The 19,006-nt window shown below is 60.9% G+C and carries 17 protein-coding genes, 1 tRNA gene and 1 pseudogene; 11 read left to right on the plus strand and 8 right to left on the minus strand.

Going from position 1 to position 19,006, the window contains the following annotated elements; translation table 11 throughout:
* Positions 1–87 precede the first annotated feature (87 nt).
* Positions 88–801: a pyrimidine 5'-nucleotidase gene (locus tag J2857_RS12795; RefSeq protein ID WP_210011663.1), complete on the minus strand. Its 714-nt coding sequence runs from the start codon at positions 799–801 to the stop codon at positions 88–90.
* Positions 802–906: 105 nt separating this feature from the next.
* Here J2857_RS12795 and J2857_RS12800 point away from each other — a divergent pair, with 105 nt between their 5' ends.
* Both J2857_RS12800 and J2857_RS12805 read left to right on the plus strand, forming a co-directional pair.
* On the plus strand, positions 907–1,809 hold the full coding sequence (locus tag J2857_RS12800; RefSeq protein ID WP_210010547.1) for a DMT family transporter: 903 nt from the start codon (positions 907–909) through the stop codon (positions 1,807–1,809).
* 71 nt (positions 1,810–1,880) lie between these two features.
* Positions 1,881–2,654, plus strand: a complete 774-nt coding sequence (locus tag J2857_RS12805; RefSeq protein WP_210010548.1) for an isocitrate lyase/PEP mutase family protein — start codon at positions 1,881–1,883, stop codon at positions 2,652–2,654.
* A gap of 16 nt (positions 2,655–2,670) precedes the next feature.
* Here J2857_RS12805 and argB read toward each other — a convergent pair whose 3' ends face one another.
* Positions 2,671–3,558 carry an acetylglutamate kinase gene (gene argB / locus J2857_RS12810; RefSeq protein ID WP_210010549.1) on the minus strand — a complete coding sequence of 296 codons (888 nt, stop codon included), beginning with the start codon at positions 3,556–3,558 and terminating at the stop codon, positions 2,671–2,673.
* 353 nt (positions 3,559–3,911) lie between these two features.
* On the opposite strand from argB, the gene J2857_RS12815 reads away from it, so the two are divergent.
* Complete coding sequence (locus tag J2857_RS12815; protein WP_210010550.1) at positions 3,912–4,469, plus strand: fasciclin domain-containing protein; 558 nt, start codon at positions 3,912–3,914, stop codon at positions 4,467–4,469.
* Between the two features lie 87 nt (positions 4,470–4,556).
* On the opposite strand, the gene yihA is transcribed toward J2857_RS12815, so the two are convergent.
* The 4 genes from yihA to rpmH all read right to left on the minus strand — a co-directional run bounded on the left by yihA (position 4,557) and on the right by rpmH (position 7,717).
* Entirely contained in the window at positions 4,557–5,204 is a 648-nt protein-coding gene (gene yihA, locus J2857_RS12820; protein WP_210011664.1) for a ribosome biogenesis GTP-binding protein YihA/YsxC, read from the minus strand.
* A gap of 152 nt (positions 5,205–5,356) precedes the next feature.
* A complete protein-coding gene (yidC, locus tag J2857_RS12825; RefSeq protein ID WP_210011665.1) occupies positions 5,357–7,162 on the minus strand; it encodes a membrane protein insertase YidC in 1,806 nt (601 codons plus the stop codon).
* Complete coding sequence (rnpA, locus tag J2857_RS12830) at positions 7,162–7,554, minus strand: ribonuclease P protein component (RefSeq protein WP_210010551.1); 393 nt, start codon at positions 7,552–7,554, stop codon at positions 7,162–7,164. Before rnpA ends, yidC begins: the two co-directional genes overlap by 1 nt.
* A 28-nt stretch (positions 7,555–7,582) precedes the next feature.
* Entirely contained in the window at positions 7,583–7,717 is a 135-nt protein-coding gene (rpmH, locus tag J2857_RS12835) for a 50S ribosomal protein L34 (protein ID WP_080719113.1), read from the minus strand.
* Between the two features lie 490 nt (positions 7,718–8,207).
* Between rpmH and J2857_RS12840 the strand changes: the two genes are divergently transcribed.
* From J2857_RS12840 to J2857_RS12850, 3 genes are all read left to right on the plus strand, one after another.
* Entirely contained in the window at positions 8,208–10,235 is a 2,028-nt protein-coding gene (locus J2857_RS12840) for a methyl-accepting chemotaxis protein (protein ID WP_210010552.1), read from the plus strand.
* Positions 10,236–10,474: 239 nt separating this feature from the next.
* Positions 10,475–11,905: a sensor histidine kinase gene (locus J2857_RS12845; protein ID WP_245363467.1), complete on the plus strand. Its 1,431-nt coding sequence runs from the start codon at positions 10,475–10,477 to the stop codon at positions 11,903–11,905.
* Between the two features lie 138 nt (positions 11,906–12,043).
* A tRNA-Arg gene (locus J2857_RS12850) sits at positions 12,044–12,120 on the plus strand.
* 123 nt (positions 12,121–12,243) lie between these two features.
* Here the strand turns inward: J2857_RS12850 and J2857_RS12855 are convergent.
* Positions 12,244–13,152, minus strand: a complete 909-nt coding sequence (locus J2857_RS12855; protein ID WP_210010554.1) for a LysR family transcriptional regulator — start codon at positions 13,150–13,152, stop codon at positions 12,244–12,246.
* A 122-nt stretch (positions 13,153–13,274) separates the two neighbouring features.
* Between J2857_RS12855 and J2857_RS12860 the strand changes: the two genes are divergently transcribed.
* The 5 genes and pseudogenes from J2857_RS12860 (at position 13,275) to J2857_RS12880 (ending at position 17,887) form a co-directional block, all read left to right on the plus strand.
* Positions 13,275–13,907: a pyridoxamine 5'-phosphate oxidase family protein gene (locus J2857_RS12860; RefSeq protein WP_210010555.1), complete on the plus strand. Its 633-nt coding sequence runs from the start codon at positions 13,275–13,277 to the stop codon at positions 13,905–13,907.
* Positions 13,904–14,374, plus strand: a pseudogene (locus tag J2857_RS12865) (DUF1348 family protein). The gene J2857_RS12860 and the pseudogene J2857_RS12865 overlap by 4 nt, the downstream one beginning before the upstream one ends.
* A 137-nt stretch (positions 14,375–14,511) precedes the next feature.
* Positions 14,512–16,044 carry a glycosyltransferase family 39 protein gene (locus J2857_RS12870; protein WP_245363317.1) on the plus strand — a complete coding sequence of 511 codons (1,533 nt, stop codon included), beginning with the start codon at positions 14,512–14,514 and terminating at the stop codon, positions 16,042–16,044.
* Positions 16,045–16,127: 83 nt separating this feature from the next.
* On the plus strand, positions 16,128–16,835 hold the full coding sequence (locus J2857_RS12875; RefSeq protein WP_210010556.1) for an SDR family oxidoreductase: 708 nt from the start codon (positions 16,128–16,130) through the stop codon (positions 16,833–16,835).
* Positions 16,836–16,849: 14 nt separating this feature from the next.
* The gene (locus J2857_RS12880; protein ID WP_210010557.1) at positions 16,850–17,887 is read left to right on the plus strand and encodes a 4-hydroxyproline epimerase; all 1,038 of its coding nucleotides are present in this window, start codon (positions 16,850–16,852) and stop codon (positions 17,885–17,887) included.
* A gap of 1 nt (position 17,888) precedes the next feature.
* Here J2857_RS12880 and J2857_RS12885 read toward each other — a convergent pair whose 3' ends face one another.
* Positions 17,889–18,815: a tetratricopeptide repeat protein gene (locus J2857_RS12885; protein WP_210010558.1), complete on the minus strand. Its 927-nt coding sequence runs from the start codon at positions 18,813–18,815 to the stop codon at positions 17,889–17,891.
* Positions 18,816–19,006: the final 191 nt, after the last annotated feature.

Below are 19,006 nucleotides of genomic sequence, written 5' to 3' on the forward strand. Positions count from 1 at the left end.
TCGATAGCCTGAAGATAGAGCCGGCAGCGGTCAAAACCACTTAAACATCCGTAATGTGGATGAACGTTTAGTAATGCGGATAAAACCTTAGGCGATGTTGAGGCCGGTGAGGAAACCCGTCAGGTCGTCGGTCACATAGTCGATGTGATCGTCCTCATCGGTAAATTTCTCCCAACGCTCCATCAGCACCGCATCGAGGTTGCGGGGCACAAGGAGGATCGTGCGCATGCCGAGCGCCTTCGGCACCTGCAGATTGCGCGGCAGGTCCTCGAACATCGCGGCCTTTTTCGTATCGACCCGGTGCAGGCTGGCGAACTTGTCGTAGGTCGCGCCTGCCGGCTTTGGCACATAGTCGGCCGCAACGATGTCGAATATGTCGTCGAAATGTTCGAGAATGCCGAGCGCCCGTGCGGCTGCCTCCGCATGCGGAACGCTGCCGTTCGTGAAGATGAACTTGCGGCCAGGAAGCGCCTTGATCGCCTCGCCGAGTTCCGGATGCGGCAACAGCGCTGAATAGTCGATCGCATGCGCCTGTTCGAGAAACCTGTCCGGATCGATGTCGTGGTTCAGCATCAGGCCCTGCAGCGTCGTGCCGTGCTCATGGTAATATTGCTTCTGCAGCGCCTTCGCTTCCGCCGGCTCCAGTTGCAGCAGTTCCTGCACATAGGCCGTCATGTTCTTGCTGATCTGCTCGAACAGATTGATGTGATGCGGATAAAGCGTGTTGTCGAGATCGAATACCCAGTCGCGGACATGGGCGAAATCAGTGGGGTCGGGCAAGGTCTGCGGCTTTTTTTCCATGGCCACTTTATGCACCGGCTCGGCGGCAAAGAAAACGAAAAAGACGAACGCTTTCGGTCCGAGCCGGCCTTGGCGATCCGCCGGAACGCGTGATACCGCCAGCATATGGAACTCTGGATCCCCATCACCATCGCCGCCGCCTTTCTGCAGAATTTGCGGTCTGCCCTGCAGAAGCACCTGCAGGGTTCGCTTGGTACGCGCGGAGCGAGCTTCGTGCGCTTCGGCTACGGCTTTCCGATCGCGATCCTCTATGTCCTGTGCCTGCATCATTTCGTCGGCTATCCGTTCCCGGCATTGAACTGGACCTTCGCCCTGTGGGCGGTGATCGGCGGCCTGGCGCAGATCTTTGCGACCATGATGCTGGTGCATCTCTTTTCACTCCGGAACTTTGCAGTGGGGACGGCCTATTCGAAGACCGAGCCGGTCCAGGCCGCCATATTCGGCTTCATCCTGCTCGGCGAAAAGCTGACGCCTGGTTCGGTCGCGGCGATCATCGTCGGCGTCGTCGGCGTGATGACGATCTCGATGGCGCGCATGCCGCTTTCCTGGCGCAACATGCTGGTCGCGCTGACCAGCCGCACCGCTCTGATCGGCATCGCCTCGGGTGCCGTCTTCGGCATCTCGGCGGTCTCCTACCGCACCGCATCGCTGTCGCTTGGTGGTCCAGGACCGGTCATGGAGGCAGCGGTAACACTCGCCTGTGTCACGATTTTCCAGACGGCCTTCATGCTCGTCTGGATGTTCTGGAAGGACAGAAACGAGATCGTCCAGGTCATTCTCAGCTGGCGTTCATCCTCGCTGGTGGGCCTGGCTGGCGTCGTCGGCTCGGCCGGCTGGTTCACGGCGATGACCCTGCAGCAGGTGGCCTATGTCCGCGCGCTCGGCCAGGTCGAGCTCGTCTTCACCTTCATGGCCTCCTACTTCCTCTTCCATGAGCGGGTGAACCGCATGGAAGTTTTCGGCTGCCTCTTGATCGTCTGCGGCATCCTCGGGTTGATCTTTTCCTGATTGACACCCGATTCGCGGCGGCATCTGTTGCGAATCCGGTTAGGATGGGTCGATCAATGGGAGGATCATGGATGTCTCAAAACGACAAGGCGGCCGCGTTCGCTGTACTTCACCGGAAGGGCAATCCGGTCATCATTTACAACATCTGGGACGCCGGGACCGCCAAGGCGGTTGCCGACGCGGGCGCCAAGGCGCTCGGCACCGGAAGCTGGTCGGTCGCGGCCGCACAAGGGTATGCCGACGGCGAGAACCTGCCGCTCGAAGCACTGGTTGCCACGGCAAAGTCGATCGCGACCGCCGTCGATCTGCCGCTCACCGTCGATTTTGAAGGTGGCTATGCCAAGGATTCCGGCCAGCTCACGGCGAATGTTGGCAAGGTCATGGATACCGGCGCGATCGGTATCAATTTTGAGGATCAGGTGGTCGGCGGTAGCGGCATCTATTCGGTGGAGCAGCAGGCCGGGCGCATTCGTGCCATCCGAGCGGCGGCGGACGCTCGTGACATACCGCTCTTCATCAACGCCCGTACCGACCTCTTCCTGCAGGAAGGCGATCAGGGCAAACATGCAGCACTTCTCGATGAAGCGATCCACCGCGCCAATGCTTATGCTGGGGCCGGCGGCAACGGCTTCTTCGCGCCGGGCCTGGCCGATGAAGGATTGATCGAGACGCTGTGCAAAGCCTCGCCGCTTCCGGTCAACATCATGATGTTCAACGGCGTACCGTCGCCGAAACGCCTCGGCGAACTCGGGGTTGCCCGTGTCAGTTACGGACCGGGGCCTTATCGGGCGATGATGGCGAAGCTGAAGGAAGACGCCGCGGCGGTTTTCACCGCCGCCGGCTGAGCCCCGAAGTCTGCGATCAGGGAACGATCAGCGTGCCGGCGCCGTGTTCGGTGAAGATCTCGAGCAGCACCGAGTGGGCCGTCTTGCCGTTCAGGATGACGACACCCTGCACGCCGGCCTTGATCGCCTCGATGCAGGTCTCGACCTTCGGGATCATGCCGCCGGAGATCGTGCCGTCCTTGATGAGGGCCTGGGCCTGGGCGACGGTCAGCTCCTTGATCAGCTGCTTGTCCTTGTCCAGAACACCCGGAACGTCGGTGAGGAAGAGCAGGCGGGTGGCGCTGAGTGCCCCGGCGATCGCGCCCGCGAACGTATCGGCATTGATGTTATAGGTCGCACCGTCGCGGCCCGGAGCGACCGGGGCGATGACCGGGATCATTTCCGACTTGGCGAGCAGGTCGAGCAATGTGCGATCGACTTCCACCACTTCGCCGACGAAGCCGAGATCGAGGACCCGCTCGATATTGCTGTCCGGATCGACGATGATCTTCTTCGCCTTTTCGGCGAAAACCATGTTGCCGTCCTTGCCGCAAAGGCCGATCGCCCATTCGCCGGTCTGGTTGATCAGCGCGACGATCTCCTTGTTGATCGAGCCGGCGAGAACCATTTCGACGATCTCGACCGTCTTCTGGTCGGTGACGCGCAGGCCGGCTTCGAACTTGGATTCGATGCCCATCTTCGTCAGCATCGCGCCGATCTGCGGACCGCCGCCATGCACGACGATCGGGTTGACGCCGGACTGCTTGAGAAGCGCGATATCCGCCGCGAATGCCTTGCCGAGTTCGGTGTCGCCCATGGCGTGGCCGCCGTATTTCACGACGATCGTCTTGTTTTCGTAACGCTGCATATAGGGCAGCGCCTGTGCCAGAAGCTTGGCCTGAAGTTCGCTTTCGGAAGCCGTCATCGGATACCCCTGAATGATAAGTGGGGCCTTTTAGCGCATGTTTTTGACATAGGAAATAATCAGTCCGCGAGATTGTCGCGCAATCGACAATGAGGCCCCGGGTCGAATGGAGGGCCGGGTTCCGGCCGTAAACTCGTCCCGAGATGCGCGACCCTGCTGGGCTACATCTGGAACGACAAATATCCGTAAATGAAAACAGTGGCTTGAAAGTTTTTCGACGGCGTTCTCATCGACGCTGAAACTCTTTTCCGGCGTGTCCCGTCTCTTGCGATGTCTCCGCCGATGTCGGGGCACCGGGCCTTGAAGGCGCGCATCCGCGCCGGGGCAAGTCGATTTTTTGAGAGGAAGCCATCATGTTGAAGACCGCACTCCGCACGCTCGCCGTCGCGACCGTTCTGTCCGCCACCGCTGTGACCGCCTTCGCTGCCAATCCGAAGGTCGGCGGCGCCGCGATGTATGAAGAGAAGAACATCATCGAAAATGCCGTGAATTCCAAGGACCACACGACGCTCGTCGCCGCCGTCAAGGCTGCCGGCTTGGTGGAGACGCTCCAGGGCAAGGGTCCGTTCACGGTTTTTGCGCCGACCAACGAAGCCTTCGCCGCCTTGCCCAAGGGCACGGTCGAAACGCTGCTGAAGCCGGAAAACAAGGCCCAGCTCACCAAGGTACTGACCTGCCACGTGGTCGCGGCCGGCGCCATGTCAACCGCCATCGAAAAGATGATCAAGGACGACAAGGGCACCCATGACGTGAAGACCGTCGGCGGCTGCATCCTGAAAGCCAAGGAAAGCATGGGCAAGATCACGCTTACTGACGAGACGGGCGGCGTGGCCACCGTAACGATCGCCGACGTTAAGCAGTCGAACGGCGTCATCCACGTTGTCGACAAGGTTCTGCTGCCGAAAATGTAAAAGCCGGTCGCATTCCTTTGGGCTTTATATCAGGATTCGGCCGCCTCTCTCGGGGCGGCCGGATTTGCCGTTTCTAACGGGGCAGCGTCAGACCGGCCGGCCGACGGTTTCGGCGATCGCCTGGCGCAGTTCCTCGATCCCCTTGCCTTTTTCGGACGAGGTGGACAGCACGAACGGGAAGGCGGCAGGATGCTTGCGGATCTTTTCGTGCGTCTCGGCCAGCAGCTTCACCACGGCCGGCTCCTTGATCTTGTCGGTCTTGGTCAGCACGATCTGGTAGGAGACGGCGGCCTTGTCGAGCAGGTCCAGTACTTCCTCGTCATTCTTCTTGATGCCGTGGCGGCTGTCGATCAGCACATAGACGCGTTTCAGCGTCGCCCGGCCGCGCAGGTAGTCGAAGACGAGCTTGGTCCAGGCATCGACGGTTTCCTTCGGCGCCTTGGCGTAACCGTAGCCCGGCATGTCGACCAGCGCCATCGGCGGCAGGTCGGTGCCTGCGCCCGAATAGCCGTCCGGCACGAAATAGTTGAGTTCCTGAGTACGACCAGGCGTATTGGAAGTTCGCGCCAAGGCCTTCTGGCCGACGAGCGCGTTGATCAGCGACGATTTGCCGACGTTCGAACGGCCGGCAAAGGCGACTTCGAGCGGGCCTTCCGGTGGCAGGAACTTCATCGAGGGCACGCCGCGGATAAAAATCCAGGGGTGGCCGAAAAGCGGCTTGTCGTCCGTGCTCATGTCTGCGGGCATCGGTTCTGGTCGTCCTGTTCTGTCGAAGGGCACGGCTTCAAGGTTTTGGCCAGCAATGTCAAGCTTTCCGGCTCTCAAGCCTTATTCCAAAAGAAAAACCCCGGACCAGCCGGGGTTCCTCGTCGATGTTTTGGCGGACGCTATTTTGTCGGCGCCTCTTTTCGTCGGAAGAGGCCCTTCAGATTGGCGAAAAGCTCCACCTTGGCACCATGACGCTTCATGATGATCGCCTGCTGCGTTACCGACAGGGTGTTGTTCCAGGCCCAGTAGATGACGAGACCGGCCGGAAAGGACGCCAGCATGAAGGTGAACACCAGCGGCATCCAGGTGAAGATCATTGCCTGGGTCGGATCCGGCGGCGTCGGGTTCATGCGCATCTGCAGGAACATCGTGACGCCCATCACCAGCGGCCAGACGCCGATCATCAGCGCGTGCGGCACGTCATAGGGCAGCAGGCCGAAGAGGTTGAAGAGCGAGGTCGGATCGGGAGCAGACAGGTCCTGGACCCAGCCGAAGAACGGCGCGTGCCGCATTTCGATGGTGACGTAGATGACCTTGTAGAGCGCGAAGAAGACCGGGATCTGCAACAGCACCGGCCAGCAGCCGGCGATCGGGTTGATCTTTTCTTCCTTGTAGAGCGCCATCATCGCCTGCTGCAGGCCCATCCGGTCGTCGCCGAACTTGGCCTTCAGCTCTTCCATCTTCGGCTGCATGCGCTTCATGTTGGCCATGGATGCGTATTGCTTGCTGGCGAGCGGGAAGAACAGCGCCTTGACGACGATGGTGGTGAGCAGGATCGCCACGCCGAAATTGCCCACGTGACGGAAGAAGAAGTCCATCAGCTGGAACATCGGCTTGGTAATGAAGTAGAACCATCCCCAGTCGATCAGGCGGTTGAACTGCGGTACACCAAATTCAGTCTCGTAGCGCGAGATCAAGGGCACTTCCTTGGCACCGGCGAAGACGAGGTTCTTGAGTTCGGTGGATTGACCCGGCTGGACCGTCAGGTCGTCGCCCTTGTAGTCCGCCTGATAGCTCGCCTGAGCACCGGCGAAATGCGAGAAACGTGCGATATAGGGCAGCGTCTGCGGCGGCACGATGGTGGCAGCCCAGTACTTGTCGGTGATGCCCAGCCAGCCGGTCGTAGCCTTCTCGTTGGTGAACTGCTCTTTTTCGATATTGGCGTAGGTGTGTTCGTTGAGGCTGCCGCTCTCGCCCATCACGCCGATGAAGCCTTCGTGGATGACCCACACGGACGGCGTCGCCGGCTTGTTGTTGCGCAGCACGCGGCCATAGGGCGTCAGCGTCACCGGGGCGGCCGTCTTGTTGTCGACCTTGTCGGTGACGGTCAGCATATAGTGGTCGTCGATCGAAATCGTGCGCGCGAAGGTTACGCCCTTCTCGTTGGTAAAGGTCAGCGTCACCGGCGTCTGCTGGGTCAGCTTGTCGCCGCTTGCGACCGTCCACTGTGTGCCGGTGCCGGGAGCGGTGCCGATCGATTCATTCGGGATATAGCCGATTTCCGCGAAATAGCCGTCAGTCGTATCGGACGGCGAGAACAGCGTGATGATCGGGCTCTTGTCGTCGACCGTCTCGTGATATTCGCGCAGCTTGAGGTCGTCGAAACGGGCGCCGGTCAGGTTGATGGAGCCGATCAGGGCCGGCGTCTCGATCTGCACGCGCCGCGACCGTGCGAGCGCCTGGTCGCGGGAGAGCGCAGCGGCTGCGGGGTTGGCGCCGGGCAGGTTCCCCAATCCGCCGGAACCGCTCTGGGCGCCGGGGCTTTCCGGCGAAACAGGCTGGGCCGTTTCGCCCTGCAGCGCGCGGCTGGCCTCTTCGGCGCGGCGCTGGGCTTCCATCCTCGGGTTCATATAGAGGAATTGCCAGGCAAGAACGATCAGCACCGAGAGCGCGATCGCGATGAAGTAATTGCGGTTCTTTTCCATCATGCTTTCCTGGAACGGGTCTCCTCGGACCGCTTTGGTCTCGGCTTGCTTTCGATACGCTCGATAAGCTGGGCCGTCATATCCGCAAAGGGGGCGTTGAGCACCTCCCGCCGCGCGACAATCACATAGTCGTGTCCGTTCTTCATTGCAAATCCGGCAGATTGCCTCACCGCCTCGCGGAGGCGGCGGCGCATGCGGTTGCGTTCGACCGCGTTGCCATGCTTCTTGGTAACGGTGAAACCGACGCGCGGCGCTTCGTCCGGCTGGTTCCGATCAAGGACTTCCAGAAGGAAGTTCCGGCCCCGGCGGGCCTCGCCCTCGCGGACGGCAAGAAACTGCGGCCGGCTTTGAAGCCGCCCGACAGTCTTTTTGTTCTTTGTCTCAGTCGTCATCGCCCGGTTGTCTCGGGCATCTCAGGCCTTAGGCCGAGAGACGCTTGCGGCCACGGGCGCGACGTGCGGAGAGAACCAGGCGACCACCTTTGGTGGCCATGCGGGTACGGAATCCGTGGCGGCGCTTGCGAACAAGCTTGGACGGTTGATAGGTACGCTTCATTTATTTTAATACCGCGGTGTGCGGCCCTTCTTGGAGTTTGCCGTCATCACGACGGCAAGAGCGCTTCGGAAAAACGATCTGCGCAAGCGGCTGCATGCGTGCAAGCCCGCCGGAGCTGAACGTGGGCGGCTTATAAGAGGACTCCGCCGCAAAAGTCAATCGCTACCGGGATTTTTGGGCCTGAAGGTCGAGAGCCGGCCGATCTTGATCGATGCCGCATTCTGGTGACATTTGCAGGCGTGGCTCGCAGTAATATCCCCATGAATTGAGGGGTGAGAAATAGCAGGTGCGAGGCATCTCCCCTGTCAAACGTCAAATATCTCAACTGCCGCGCGCGGCTTGAGTGACAATGCCCGCCTCGGCTGTAACCCCTCTTTTTCTCTAAGCGTTTCTTTAATTTCTAAAGGCTAATTTTAGCACTGAATGGAAGAGAGACTGGGTTACGGGCCTGCCTTCCTCGCACGTTAAGTCCCGTCTGGAAGGGAAAGAAATGAAAATTCGAGGGAAAATCAACCTCCTCGTCGGCCTCATGAGCCTTGTGGCCTGTTTTATCGGCGGCATGGCTCTGTTTGCCATGGCCGAATATCGCCAGATGATGGTTCAATATGAATTGGCTGCAGACCGGGCGCACAAGGGCGAACACCTGAACCGGCTCGTCACCGCCGTCGTGATGGAATCCCGCGGCGTCTACATGTCGAAGGATACCAAGGAGGCTGCAAAATTCGCCGACGGCATTCTCGTGTATCTTGATGAGATGGGCAAGCTTCTCAAGGATTGGGACAAGATCGTCCCGGCCGACGAGCGTACCGTATTCGATAAGCTGCTTGCCCGTTCCAAGGAGTTCAACGGCTTCCGGACCGAGACCGCACGCCTGGGCCGGGAGGTGAGCCCGGCTGCCGCCAACGAGCAGGGCAACAACGACGCCAACCGCAGCAACCGCAAGGCCTATCAGGTCGAGATCGATGCCATCGTCGGCACCGACAAGGCCGTCCTCGCTGCGGTCAATGACGAGCTCAACAGCTTCACGCGGACTCTTTTTATTCTTGTCTCCTCAGTCACCCTTGCAGGCGTTGCCGCAGGAGCCGGTTTCGGCCTCTATCTGGGGCGTCGCCAGCTCAGCCATCCGATCACGGCTCTGACCAGAGCGATGAAACATATCGCCGACGGCAAATTTGATACGGTCGTCCACGGGGCCGATCGCGCCGACGAGATTGGCGACATGGCCGCCGCGATCGAGATCTTCCGCAGGAACGGCATCGAAGTCGCGCGCATGAATGCTTCCGAAGCGACCATGCGTGGCAAGAACGACGACCTGCAGGCGCGTATGGCTGCCGTCGTCGCAGCCGCAGCGGAAGGGGATTTTACCCGCCGCATCGACAAGCAATGGGGTGAGGAAAGCCTCGATCGCTTCGCTCGCGACGTCGACATGCTCGTCGGCAGCGTCGATGCCGGAGTGTCGGAAACCCGGCGCGTCGTCAAAAGCCTTGCCGAGGGTGACCTCACCGACAGCATGCGGGGCAATTTCAAGGGCGCATTCGCCGAGCTGCAGCACAATGTCAACGGTACCATGGATACGCTGCGCGGCACGATGCGGAATGTCCGCACCGCTACGGGCTCCATCAACGGCAGCGCCGCCGAGCTGAGCCGCGCGACCAATGATCTGTCCCGCCGCACCGAACAGCAGGCCGCGGCTCTGGAGGAAACGTCGGCCGCGCTCGCCGAGATCACCACCGTCGTCAAGACGTCGACCGAGCGCGCGCATGAGGCAACCGTCATGGTCGGCGAGGCCAAGCAGAGCGCGGTCCAGTCGGGCGAGGTGGTGCGGAGCGCCGTCGATGCGATGGGCCGGATAGAACAAGCCTCCCGCGAGATCGCCCAGATCACCAATGTCATCGACGAAATCGCCTTCCAGACCAATCTCCTGGCGCTCAATGCTGGCGTCGAGGCCGCCCGAGCAGGCGAAGCCGGCAAGGGTTTTGCCGTCGTCGCTCAGGAGGTCCGCGAACTCGCCCAGCGCTCGGCAAGTGCGGCAAAGGGCATCAAGGCGTTGATCAGCAAGTCCGGTGAGGAGGTCGCCGGAGGCGTGATGCTGGTCCAGAAGACCGGCGAGGCGCTGTCGGAAATCGAAACTCGCGTGTTGCGCATCAACGATCATATCCATTCGATCGCCGTCGCTTCCCGCGAGCAGGCGACGGGGCTCGCCGAGGTCAATATCGCCGTCAACCAGATGGACCAGGTGACGCAGCAGAATGCCGCCATGGTCGAAGAGACGTCCGCGGCGACGCAGACATTGTCCGCAGAGGCCGACAGCCTGTTTGCACTCGTCTCCAATTTCGACATCGGCCAGGAGGGCGAGCGCGTCGCCGAGCCGGTTAAAACTTCGCGGCCGGTCGCGGCAGCTGCCGTCCATCGGCCGCGCGTCTCTCCGGTCAAGGCGATGACGGGTGCGCTCTCGCGGGCCTTCGGCGGAGCGGCCGTCGCGACGGCTGCGGTTGCCGGAGAATGGGAAGAATTCTGATCCAGCTTCGCGTATCAGTCGAATAAAGAAGCGGAGAGGGGCAACCCTCTCCGCTTTCTCTTTTGCACTGCGGCAAAGGGGACTGGTAAAAAAACGCCGAACCTCTAAAATAAGCGATCATCCGTAGGCTCGTATCAATCCGGCGGGCCGGGTATTCGGAAATGGAGATCCGCATGGACGACGAGGTTCATACCTCGGGCCGATCGGGATCCTCGCCGGAAGGCGTAGGTCCGGAAACCATGCCGCGCCTTTTCCGCGGCCTTTCCGGCAGGCTTCTTTGGCTCACCGTCATTTTCGTGATGATGGCCGAAGTGCTGATCTTCGTCCCTTCCGTCGCCACCATGCGGATGAACTGGCTGCGCGACCGACTGGATACGGCCGCCGCCGCCGGCATCGTCATCGACGGCCTGCAGCCCGCCGAGCTTCCCCGCGCGGTGCAGGACGATACGCTGCTTGCGACGGGCACCAAGGTAATCGCGTTGCGTAAGGACGGCACCTCGCGGCTGCTGGCCGCTACGGACACGCAGCCGCAGATCGATGAAGTATTCGATCTTGCCAATGTCCCGATAGCGTCCTCGATGCGCGACGCGCTCGACACGCTCGTCTTTGGCGGCGGTCGCGTCATGCGCGTTTATGGTCCGATCGGCGACAGCGACATGGTCATCGAACTGGTCATGACCGATGACGCGCTGCGCAAGGACATGCTGAAATACTCGAAGACGATGTTTCTCCTGTCGCTGCTGATCTCGCTGATTACCGCCGTACTGATTTTCCTCGCCATCAACCGCATGATGATCATGCCGATCCGGCGGCTCACCCACAGCATGCAGCATTTCTCGGAGCAGCCGGACGACCCCGCCCGTGTCTTTAGCGCCGATCGTTCCCGGGGCGAACTTGCAGTTGCCGGCCGGCACCTCACAGCCATGCAGGCGCAATTGCAGCGAACGCTGAAGCAGCAGAAGAACCTGGTCGATCTTGGCCTCGCCGTTTCGAAGATCAACCACGACATGCGCAACATCCTTGCATCGGCACAGCTGATGTCGGACCGCCTGACGGATGTCGATGATCCGATGGTGAGGAGTTTCGCGCCGAAACTGTTGCGCACGATCGACCGGGCGGTAGGTTACACGAACGAGGTGCTGGCTTACGGACAAGCCTCCGAGGCAGCGCCCCGCCGCCGCCGCATCCGCTTTGCAGCGCTGGCCCAGGACGTGCGCGACATGCTGGCGATCGATCCGGAAATAGGCATCGAGTTCCTGGATCAGATCGCCGCCGATCTCGAAGTCGATTGCGACAGCGAGCAGATTTTCCGTGTTATCCACAATCTCTGCCGAAATGCCGTCCAGGCGCTGCTGAATTTCGATCCGCAGGATGCGTCCATGGTTCGCCGGGTCACAGTCTCTGCGCACCGGGTCGGCAGCGTCGTCAGCATCACCATTGACGACACTGGCCCCGGCATGCCGCGAAAGGCCCGGGAGAACCTGTTCTCCGCTTTCCGCGGCTCAGCGCGGTCGGGTGGCACCGGCCTCGGCCTGGTCATCGCCCGCGAGCTTGTCCTGGCCCATGGCGGCACCATCGCACTTGTGGAAAAACCAGGCCCGGGCACGCAGTTTAGGATAGAAATTCCCGACCGTCCGGTCTCACTGGAGGACTACCGGGTTCGGGCCTGACGCAAATAAATGTTGCTTCTCAACGGTTTGAGCGAGAAGTGACAGCAAAATGACGTTGCCTCCGGTAAAATCGCTTGCAATCGGAATGCGGACGTTTTAGAGGATCGCCACGCAAGCGGTGACGCACTGCTTGCAGACGCACCCGTAGCTCAGCTGGATAGAGCACCAGACTACGAATCTGGGGGTCAGGAGTTCGAATCTCTTCGGGTGCGCCATCTTTTCCCTAGACGACGGCATTGCCGTCCCTTCACCGTCTAGGGTGTCCTGAAACGATCTTCCTCAAAATCGTTGAACCGGCGACCGTATATAGCTGCTTTCGATTGCGGTCGCGGAACGTCTCAAGCGGCCGAGCCGATTCTGCCGAGCGCCTGCCGCAGCCTCGGAGCGGCAAAATCCAGGAAGCTGCGCATCTTGAGTGGCATCTGGCCGCGCGCGGCGTGGATGAGATGGATAGGGGCCGGCTCCGGCTCGAAAGATTCCAGGACGATCCGAAGCGCTCCGGTTTTGATCGCCTCCGCCACCTGGTAATGGAGCAGCCGCGTTACCCCGACACTGCGTATCGCGGCCTCCGCAGCGGCCTCGGCGGTCGAGACGGAAAGGCGCGATGCAGCCGCGGTCGCACTCGATCCTGCCGGCAGCATTTGCCGAATTGACGATGGAACCGGCCCTTCGAACGTCACCCACGGCATTCTTCGAAGATCCTCCGGTATCTGCGGGACACCATGAGCCGTGAGCAGGGCCGGGCTGGCGCAGGTCACCATCCGCATCGATCCGACCCGCGTCGCAACCATCGTGCTGTCCGGCAATTGGCCGATCCGGACGGCCATATCGACATGATCGTCGACGAGATGAACGTTGCGGTCGGCCAACTGCAAGCGGATGTTGATTTTGGGAAACAGGGCCAGGAAATCGATGACGATGGGCAGGACATGGAGCCGGCCGAACATGATCGGCGCTGTGATGACCAATTCGCCCTTCGGCGTTGTGAACTCACCGGCGGCCTCCCGTTCCGCATCCTCGACCTGTTCGAGTATACGTCGCGCCGCCGCTACATAGGTGGCGCCGACATCGGTCAGGGTAAGTTTGCGGGTCGTGCGGATCAACAGACGCGTGCCGAGCGATGCCTCGAGTTCCGAGATTTTCCGGCTAAGCGTCGGTACGGGCACCCGGAGCACCCGACCCGCGGCGGACAGACTACCCTTGTCCACCACCTCCAACAGCATCGACATGGCTTCGAACCGATCCATCCGCTTTTCCATTTCTTGAAAGGATGAGTTCCAGCAATACTATATTATGCTTGATTATGGAAAAGGTTATGCATCCTCTTCAACGGCGCCGATAGCGGCTCTGCCGGGAAGGAGCTCCTTTCATGTCCTATGGCTTTCTAGACATCGCCATCACACCCAGCGTCCGGGCCGCACAGAAGGCCATGGGCGCCGATCACATCTGGCAGAATTTTGCTGGTGATCGTGACTTTGATCGCCTGACAGAAAATGAAGCGGCCTTCATCGCCGACCGGGACAGCTTCTACATGGCGACGGTCTCGGAGACGGGATGGCCCTATGTCCAGCACCGGGGCGGCCCGCGCGGCTTCCTAAAGGTGATTGACGACCGGACATTGGCTTTCGCGGACTATCGCGGCAATCGCCAGTATATCAGCACCGGCAATGTTGCGGCGAACGACAGGGCATGCCTCTTCCTGATGGATTACGCCCGGCGTGCCCGGCTGAAGATCTATGTGCGTGTGGAGGAGGTGGCGCTCGACGCGGATCCTGCCCTGGCCACGCTTGTCATCGATCCGGACTATCGGGCGAAGCTCGAACGCATTTTCAGGCTGCGGCTCGAGAGCTTCGACTGGAACTGTCCGCAGCACATCAATCCCCGCTTCACCGAGGAACAAGTCGGGGAGGCGGTCCGTCCCCTTCGCGTCCGACTGGCCGAGCTCGAATCCGAAAATGCCGAACTGCGCGCCCGCCTTGCCACCCATGGAGATACCCAATGAGTGATCAGCGTCCACCCCTGCCGCCCTTTACGTAGGAAACGGCGGTCGAGAAAGTCCGCCTCGCGGAGGATGGCTGGAACAGCCGGGACCCGGCGCGCGTGGCGCTCGCCTATACGGTTGATAGCCGCTGGCGCAACCGTGCCGAATTCGTCGAGGGGCGTGAAGCGATCATCGGCTTCCTCACCCGCAAATGGCAGCGCGAGCTGGATTACCGTCTCGTCAAGGAGCTGTGGAGTTTCCGCGAGAACCGCATAGCGGTCCGCTTCGCCTATGAGTGGCACGACGATAGCGGCAACTGGTTCCGCTCCTACGGCAACGAGAACTGGGAGTTTGACGAACACGGCCTGATGCGCCGAAGGCTCGCTTCCATCAACGCCGCTCCCATCCGCGAGGGGGAGCGGCGTTTCCACTGGCCGCTCGGACGCAGGCCTGACGATCATCCAAGCCTCAGCTCTCTCGGCTTTTGACCTGCAAAGGCACTGGGAGGAAATCCGCACGCGTTCAATTTGGCGCAAGTTATCAAACGGCGAGCGCGCGGTTTCTATTGATCCGCGTCGCAGGCTGTGCCATCCGCTTCGTATGATAACTTTCTCATAAGACCAAAATGAATCGTGAGAGCGTGGACGCGGTGCGTTCCAAAGAGTTGAACAAGCCCGGTCGGCTGGCAGAGTTTCTGGCTGGCGGCCTTTGGCCCGCGGCGTTTTTTCTAGGCGCTTATTTCCTGCTGAGCATCGCCGTCCGCCTGATGCTGCCCAACGGGCTGACGCTGGACGAGGCCGAGCAGGCGCTGTTTTCGCAACATTGGCTTGCCGGCTACGGGCCGCAGCCGCCTTTTTACAACTGGGTACAGAATGCCTTCGTCAGCGTGATCGGGATCTCGCTCTTTTCGCTGACCTTGCCGAAATTCCTGCTGCTGCTGTTGTGCTACCTATTCTTTGGCATGACGGCACGCGAGGTCGATGCTCGACCCGGCTTTGCCGCGATGGCGATGCTGAGCCTGCTCACCCTGCCGCAGATCTCCTACATGCCGCAGCAGGATCTGACGCACACGGTCGCGGTGCTGATGGCGACGTCGCTGTTCCTCTACGGGCTCTTCCGAACCCTTGTACGGGCGGATTGGCAGGGCTACCTGATCGTTGGGGCCGCAATCGGCATCGGGATGATCTCGAAATACAATTTCGGGCTGCTGCCTGCCTCCGCCGTTATTGCGGTGTTCTGCGACAGGGAATGGCGTGCCCGTCTTTTTGATCCACGCATCCTGCTGACTGTGATCATCGGCCTGGTAATCGTCTTCCCGCATGCCCTCTGGCTTCGCGGCAACCTCGACCTTGCGACATCAGGCACGATCGGCAAGATGGTTGAAGCGAACGCCCCGCATGGCCTGGTCCGTATTGCACGCGCTCTTGGCTCGCTGATGCTCGCCTGCATCGCGTTCGGCGCGCTGACGGTCGCCATCTTCGCGGTAGCCTTCAAAAGGGAGTTCACGCGCTCGCTAAACGCAGGCGACCGCTGGACGCGCTTTCTGGGGCTGATGATGGCGGGGGGCCTTGTCGGTGTCGTATTCGTGATCCTTTTCACCGGCACGACCAAGATTACGGAGCGTTGGCTCGATCCCTATCTTTTGCCTTTGCCCCTCTATCTGCTTCTGAAGCTGGAACGAGCGGGCATCGATACCACGTCCCATCTCAGGCGCTTCGTTCCCGTCTTCGTCGTCATCATGCTCGTGACGCTGGTCCCGCTGGCGGGCAAGACGCTGACGGGCGGGCTTACCGGCAGCTACACCCGGATCAACTACCCCTTCACCTCCGTCGCAGAATTTCTGAAAGCCGACGGTCGGCCGGCGGTGATCGTTGCAGCCGGCATGAACCTGGCTGGCAATATGCGATTGCAGTTTCCCGATGTGCCGGTCATCAATTCCGAGCAGCCGATCGCCGGTTTCCCGGCTGCAAACGCCATGAAGGGGCCGGTTCTGGCAATCTGGGCCGATAGCGGGCGCCCATCGGGCTCGCCGCCGATCGATCTTTCCTCCGTTGATAGGCTCGGATTGACCGCGTCGCCTGCAAAATCCCTCTTGCGGCCCTATTATTATGGCGACGGCAAAATGCAGCTCAACCTCGGTTATCTCTGGCTTCGTTGAAGACGGTAGGCAAACCCGCGAGGCTGATATATCTGTTCGGGAAAGCCTATTCGCAGGCGGATAAAGACCCCAAGGAGATTCCGATGGCTGAGACGGAAAAGGTCGCGCTGATTACAGGCGGCGGACGTGGCATGGGTGAGGCGATTGCCCGCGAACTGCACGCCCAGGGTTACAAGCTCGCGCTGATGTCACCCTCGGAAAGCTGCGAGAAACTGGCGGTAGAACTCGGCGGCGTCGCCTCCCGCGGCGTCGCGGAAAAGGCCGAGGACATCCAGGCGATCTTCGACCTCACCATCAAGACCTACGGCCGCATCGATGCGGTGGTCAATCATACCGGCCATCCGCCGAAGGGCGACCTGCTCGACATCAGCGACGAGGACTGGACGCTCGGTTCGGACATGATGATCCTGTCGCTGGTGCGCATGGCGCGCCTGGTGACGCCCGTCATGCTGAAACAGGGCAAGGGCGCCTTCGTCAACATTACAACGTTTGCGGCTTACGAGCCATCATTGGTATTCCCGGTCTCGTGCACCTACCGGGCAGCTGCCGGTGCCTTCACAAAACTCTATTCGGATCGTTATGCAGCCGACAACATCCGCATGAACTGCATCCTCCCGGGGTTCATCGACAGTCTCGATCACAAGCCGGGGACCGCGGAAAAGGTGCCGATGAAGCGTGTTGGCCAGGTAGAGGAAATCGCAAAGACCGCCTCTTTCCTCCTGTCGGACGGCGCGGGCTACATCACCGGCCAGAACATCCGCGTCGATGGCGGCGCCACCCGTCACGTCTGATCGGAGTATTCGAGATGAGATGGAAGCGCACGATCCAGCTGCTGGACGTTCATTGCGAGGGTGAGATCGGCAAGGTCGCGATCGGCGGCGTGCCGAAGATCCCGGGCGAAACGGTTGCCGCCCAGCTTCATTGGCTGAACACCGATCCGAAGGGCAACGAGCTTCGCCGCTTCCTCTGCCTTGAGCCGCGCGGTGCGCCGATAGGCTCGGTCAACCTGCTGCTGCCGCCGAAACATCCCGATGCGGACGCCGCCTTCATCATCCTGCAGCCGGACCAGGCGCATGCGAGTTCCGGCTCGAACTCGATCTGCGTCACCACAGCGCTTCTGGAATCCGGGATCGTCGAGATGACGGAGCCTGAAACCGTCGTGACGCTTGAAACCGCGGCCGGCCTCGTGCGTGCGACGGCCACCTGCCGCGACGGCCGCTGTGAAAAGGTGAAGCTCACCATGGTGCCATCCTTCGTACATCAGCTCGACGTCAAGGTTCAGACCCCGTCATGGGGCGAGATCGCGCTCGACCTTTGTTACGGCGGGATCTTTTACGGACTGGTGGATGTCGGCCAGATCGGCCTGACCATCGAGAAGGGTAATGCGGCAGCACTCGTTCAGGCAGGCATGGTGCTGAAGGATCTCATCAACAGGCAGATTGAGGTCGTACACCCGGAAATCCCCGCGATCTCCGGCGTCGCTTACGTGATGTTCCGGGATACGGAAGCCGACGGTACGGTGCGGACCTGCACCACGATGTGGCCGGGGAGGGCGGACCGTTCGCCCTGCGGCACCGGCAATTCCGCCAATCTGGCGGCGCTCCATGCGCGCGGCAAGGTGAGGGTGGGGGATGTCTTCAAGTCGCGCTCGATCATCGGTTCCCAGTTCGAGGTAGGACTGGCGTCCGAGACGGAGGTCGCGGGAAAGCCGGCGATCATCCCGACGATCACCGGCCGTGGTTTTACCTTCGGTCTGCATCAGATAGCCCTTGATCCGTTCGACCCGCTGTCCGACGGATTTGCAATGACCGACGTATGGGGGCCATCGGCCGGGGAAATCTGACTTAGATTTCCTTGCCATTGCCGGCCGACTGTTCCATGTCGCCCGGCTTAAGTACCAGCGAATTGACGCCTTCGGTCGTCGCCGGATCGCTCGGCCCCGGGACAATACCCAGTTCCTGCATCTGAAGGAACTTGTAGGCCCCGAAGACATCGCCTTTCTCGGCAGCTTTGCCGTACATTTCGGCAGCCTTGAGAGCGTTCGCTTCGATGCCTTCGCCCGCTTCGTACATCAACCCTAGATTGATCATCGCATCGGCATGGCCGCGCTGGGCCGCAAGGTCGTACCAGGCGATCGCCGTCTGGTCATCCTGCTCCACGAGTTGGCCTTCATCATAGATCGCGCCGATATTGAAGGCGGCGGTATCGTCGCCTTCAGCCGCAGCCTTTTCGAACCAGGTCAATGCCCGCTGGACATCCGGCTCGGTGCCGAGGCCATCGCGATAGGCGACGCCGAGATTGTAGGCGGCGAGCACGTTGCCGCCATTGGCAGCCTCGGTATAGAGCTGGAACTCCGATCGTTCGTCGCCGAGCCGACCCATCAGCATGCCGAAGTTCACCTTAGCGGCAGCATACCCCGCCTGGACTGCAACATCGTAAGCGTTCATCGCCTGGTCGGCCTGCTGGGTCTTGTTCAGAGCCCGGCCGAGCTGATAGGCGAAACGCGGATTGCCGGTCGCGTCATAGGCCATGCGGCATGCGTCTACCGCGGTGCCGTCGATATCCGAAATGCCGACAGGGGCAAACTCTCCGTTGCGTTGCTGATCGTAGGGGCTGCCGGCGAGGCGGTCACATTCCGTCTGCATGGCGGAGGTGAGCTGCAGGTTGGCGCGTTCCTCTGCGCCAAGGGAAACCGTCAGGGCGCAGAGCGCGGCGGCAGTACCTGTGGCAATTGCAAAACCCCTGTTGACTTTCGAGAGGCGGGATTTCATTTTGCGCTCCGATTTAACTCATTCTTCAGATTGCTTAACGAACGCCGGAAGCAGGCACCGGTTCCGTGTGCCTTTCATGTTTCGTGCGCGAAAATCCCTTGGATCCCACACATCTGCGTGAGAAGTAACCTACATTCGGCCTGATGGATTGCAGGTTCCTCGCATCATCGGATTGTTTTGCCCGAACCATT

Origin of the sequence: Neorhizobium galegae (genome assembly GCF_017877055.1) — a bacterium.
GTDB classification, from domain to species: domain Bacteria; phylum Pseudomonadota; class Alphaproteobacteria; order Rhizobiales; family Rhizobiaceae; genus Neorhizobium; species Neorhizobium galegae_D.

Excerpts from the sequence above, each read along its gene's own strand:
- J2857_RS12795 (WP_210011663.1), bottom strand. The coding sequence starts at position 801 with ATGGAAAAAAAGCCGCAGACCTTGCCCGACCCCACTGATTTCGCCCAT.
- J2857_RS12800 (WP_210010547.1), top strand. The coding sequence starts at position 907 with ATGGAACTCTGGATCCCCATCACCATCGCCGCCGCCTTTCTGCAGAAT.
- J2857_RS12805 (WP_210010548.1), top strand. The coding sequence starts at position 1,881 with ATGTCTCAAAACGACAAGGCGGCCGCGTTCGCTGTACTTCACCGGAAG.
- argB (WP_210010549.1), bottom strand. The coding sequence starts at position 3,558 with ATGACGGCTTCCGAAAGCGAACTTCAGGCCAAGCTTCTGGCACAGGCG.
- J2857_RS12815 (WP_210010550.1), top strand. The coding sequence starts at position 3,912 with ATGTTGAAGACCGCACTCCGCACGCTCGCCGTCGCGACCGTTCTGTCC.
- yihA (WP_210011664.1), bottom strand. The coding sequence starts at position 5,204 with ATGAGCACGGACGACAAGCCGCTTTTCGGCCACCCCTGGATTTTTATC.
- yidC (WP_210011665.1), bottom strand. The coding sequence starts at position 7,162 with ATGGAAAAGAACCGCAATTACTTCATCGCGATCGCGCTCTCGGTGCTG.
- rnpA (WP_210010551.1), bottom strand. The coding sequence starts at position 7,554 with ATGACGACTGAGACAAAGAACAAAAAGACTGTCGGGCGGCTTCAAAGC.
- rpmH (WP_080719113.1), bottom strand. The coding sequence starts at position 7,717 with ATGAAGCGTACCTATCAACCGTCCAAGCTTGTTCGCAAGCGCCGCCAC.
- J2857_RS12840 (WP_210010552.1), top strand. The coding sequence starts at position 8,208 with ATGAAAATTCGAGGGAAAATCAACCTCCTCGTCGGCCTCATGAGCCTT.
- J2857_RS12845 (WP_245363467.1), top strand. The coding sequence starts at position 10,475 with ATGCCGCGCCTTTTCCGCGGCCTTTCCGGCAGGCTTCTTTGGCTCACC.
- J2857_RS12855 (WP_210010554.1), bottom strand. The coding sequence starts at position 13,152 with ATGGATCGGTTCGAAGCCATGTCGATGCTGTTGGAGGTGGTGGACAAG.
- J2857_RS12860 (WP_210010555.1), top strand. The coding sequence starts at position 13,275 with ATGTCCTATGGCTTTCTAGACATCGCCATCACACCCAGCGTCCGGGCC.
- J2857_RS12870 (WP_245363317.1), top strand. The coding sequence starts at position 14,512 with ATGAATCGTGAGAGCGTGGACGCGGTGCGTTCCAAAGAGTTGAACAAG.
- J2857_RS12875 (WP_210010556.1), top strand. The coding sequence starts at position 16,128 with ATGGCTGAGACGGAAAAGGTCGCGCTGATTACAGGCGGCGGACGTGGC.
- J2857_RS12880 (WP_210010557.1), top strand. The coding sequence starts at position 16,850 with ATGAGATGGAAGCGCACGATCCAGCTGCTGGACGTTCATTGCGAGGGT.
- J2857_RS12885 (WP_210010558.1), bottom strand. The coding sequence starts at position 18,815 with ATGAAATCCCGCCTCTCGAAAGTCAACAGGGGTTTTGCAATTGCCACA.